The sequence below is a fragment of the Dietzia cercidiphylli genome (assembly GCF_014145145.1).
GTDB lineage: Bacteria > Actinomycetota > Actinomycetes > Mycobacteriales > Mycobacteriaceae > Dietzia > Dietzia natronolimnaea.
Genome location: NZ_JAALEA010000490.1, coordinates 1 through 2,809 on the forward strand (window position 1 = coordinate 1; position 2,809 = coordinate 2,809).

The 2,809-nt window shown below is 70.9% G+C and carries 3 protein-coding genes; 1 reads left to right on the forward strand and 2 read right to left on the reverse strand.

The annotated features are described in order from the left end of the window. A partial coding sequence (locus G6028_RS16115; protein WP_277817626.1) for an NAD(P)-dependent oxidoreductase occupies positions 1-468 on the forward strand: 468 nt, incomplete at its 5' end. 57 nt (positions 469-525) lie between these two features. Here G6028_RS16115 and G6028_RS16120 read toward each other — a convergent pair. After that, complete coding sequence (locus G6028_RS16120) at positions 526-1,311, reverse strand: ABC transporter permease (RefSeq protein WP_179526116.1); 786 nt, start codon at positions 1,309-1,311, stop codon at positions 526-528. A gap of 44 nt (positions 1,312-1,355) precedes the next feature. Beyond that, positions 1,356-2,369, reverse strand: a complete 1,014-nt coding sequence (locus G6028_RS16125) for an ABC transporter ATP-binding protein (protein ID WP_338404256.1) — start codon at positions 2,367-2,369, stop codon at positions 1,356-1,358. Positions 2,370-2,809: the final 440 nt, after the last annotated feature.

A 2,809-nucleotide genomic window follows, 5' to 3' on the forward strand; every position in this document is an offset into this window, starting at 1 on the left:
GGCCGCTCCCTCGCCGTCACCAGGTCCGGCCGCCCGGTCGAGGGAGCGGCCCTCACCGCTCCGGCCGAGCAGACCGACGAGGTGCTCGCGCAGGCCGACCACGTGGTGCTGGCCGCGCCCGACACCCCGGAGACCCGTCACCTGATCAACGACCGCACCCTCGCGCTGCTGCGCCCGCACTCCTGGATCGTCAACGTGGCCCGCGGGCCCCTCATCGACCAGGCCGCCCTGTACCGCGCGCTCACCGGCGGCCTGATCGGCGGCGCCGCGCTCGACGTGACCGATCCGGAGCCGCCCGCGCCGGACGACCCGCTGTTCGGCCTCGACAACGTGGTGATCACCCCGCACGTCGCCAACCCGGCCGGGCGACTCACCGAGGAGATGGCCGGGCCGCTCGCGGAGAACCTGCGCAGGTTCGTCGACGGCGAGGACCTGCTGTCCGTGGTCGAGTACGGCCGCGGATACTGACGCTCACCACCCCGCGACCCGAGGGGTGCACCCGTCGCACGCCCCGGACGGGAGTCGTCAATCCACCGCACGGCGGATGAACCCGCGCAGACCGACGGCAGCGAAGGCGACCGTCGAGACCGCGAGCCCGAGCGCGATCCACTCCGCCCCCAGATGCGGAGACGAGGTCAGGGCGCCGCGCATCCCCTCCGAGACGTAGGTGAGCGGGTTGAACAGCGTCAGCACCTGGAACCACCGCAGGGAATCGAGCAGCTGCCACGGGTAGAACGTGGCGCCGGTGAAGATCAGCGGCGTCAGGGCCAACGCGAACACCATGTTGATGCGCCGCGCCGGGACCGACGTGCCCAGCACCAGTCCGATCGACGCCCCGGCGAGGCCGCCGACGATCAGGAGCAGCGCGAACACTCCCCAGTTCGCACCGCCGGTCTGCACCCCACCGGGCAGGATCAGAGCCGCTAGCGGCAGGATCAGCAACGCGGCGATCAGGGACCGCCCGGTCGCGAACACCAGCTTCTCCACCCCCACCATCAGCGGGGAGATGGGCGCCAGCAGCCGGTCCTCGATCTCCTTGGTGTACGAGAACTCGATCACCAACGGCAGCGCCACGTTCTGCAGGGCCGTCAGCACGAGCGTCAGTGCGATGATGCCCGGCAACAGCTGCGTCGCGTAGGACTCGTCCACCGCACCGATCTCCGGCAGGACCAGGCCAAAGACGAAGAGGAATGCCAACGGTTGCATGAGCGACTGCGCGAGGAAGCCCCCGAGCTCGTGACGGAGGGTGTTCCAGATGTCGCGCTGCAGCAGGCCCAGGAAGGCGCGGACACCGGTCGCGCGCGCCAGCATCGGGTCAGTGTCTCTCGCCGGGTCACTGTCTCTCGTCACGACACTCATCGCAGCTCCCGCCCGGTCAGGTGTACGAACACGTCTTCCAGACTGCCCTCGAGCCGGCGCACGTCCCGGACCACGGCTCCCCGTTGCTCGGCGACCGCGATCGCCTCGCCCAGGCGGCTGTCGCCGTAGCACCGGACCCGCCACCGCCCCTGCTCGAGCTCGGCGGACTCCGTCTCCCCGAGCTCTGCCAGCAGCGGAGCGGGATCGTCGTGGGCGTCCAACACCAGCTCGATGCCGCGACCACCAGGCAACAGATCCCGCAGACCGGCCGGGGTGTCCAGCGCGATCCGCTCACCGTGGTCGACGATCGCGATCCGCTCGCACAGCCGATCCGCCTCCGCCATGTCGTGCGTGGTCAGCATGATCGTGGTGCCGGATCGGTGGAGGTCGGTCACCCGGTCCCAGAGGAACAACCGCGACTGCGGATCCAGCCCCGTGGTCGGTTCGTCGAGGAAGAGGAGCGGCGGACGGTGCATGAGCGCCCGCGCGATGAGCAGGCGCTGCGCCATACCGCCGGAGAAGTTCTCCACCTGCTCGTCGGCGCGGTCCGCCAACCCGAACTGCTCCAACAGCTCGCGCGAACGCCGCCGCCTGTCCTTCAGTCGCATGCCGTAGTAGGCGCCGTGGAACGTCAGATTCTCCAGCGCCGTCAGTGATCGGTCCAGGTTGCTCTGCTGCGGCATCACCGCGATCCGCCGCTTGACCGCCTGCGGTCCGGCCACCACGTCGATGCCGTCGATCCGCGCGGTGCCGGAGGTCGGCCTCACCCGGGTGGTGAGAATGCCGAGCGTCGTGGTCTTGCCGGCGCCGTTGGGCCCGAGCAGTCCGAAGAGTTCGCCGCGACCGACCGTGAAGTCGATGCCCCTGAGCGCGACCGGGCCCCGGCGGCCGTACTGTTTGCGCAGCTCGCGGACCTCGACCATCGGATCGTCGACGCGCTCTGCCGTCCGGGTGTCGCCGCCCGCCTCCGTCCGGCCGTCGCGGCGCCCGGCGTCGTCGTTCCCGCCCACACAGTCCTCCGATCGCCGAGCAACGTGTAGCGCTCGTGACCCGACGCGGCTTCCCCGATCCCGAAGCCCGTCAGCGAATCGCTGTTGACGTGACAAGCGTAGGTCGTCGTGCCCCTTCGCCGCAGAGACCGATCGGCTCGAGCGCCAACCGGAGCCGCCGCCCGGTGTGCTCGACCGGGTGGCGGCGCTGCCGTGTGCTGGTGCGGACCTCGTCGTCGTCGTTCTCCCCGCCCCTCGGCGGTCCCGCCGCGCGGCGACCCCGCCCCTCAACGACCCCGCCCCTCAACGCCAAGAGCGTTCCGCACACATCGCCCGAGAGGCGGGTGTACGGAACGCTCTTGCCGATGCGGACGTGGGCCGCGCGGCGGGCGTGGGAACCGCAGCGGACGTCGGTCCCGCCGCGGGCGCGTTACTTGACCAGCAGCTCCGCGATCTGGATC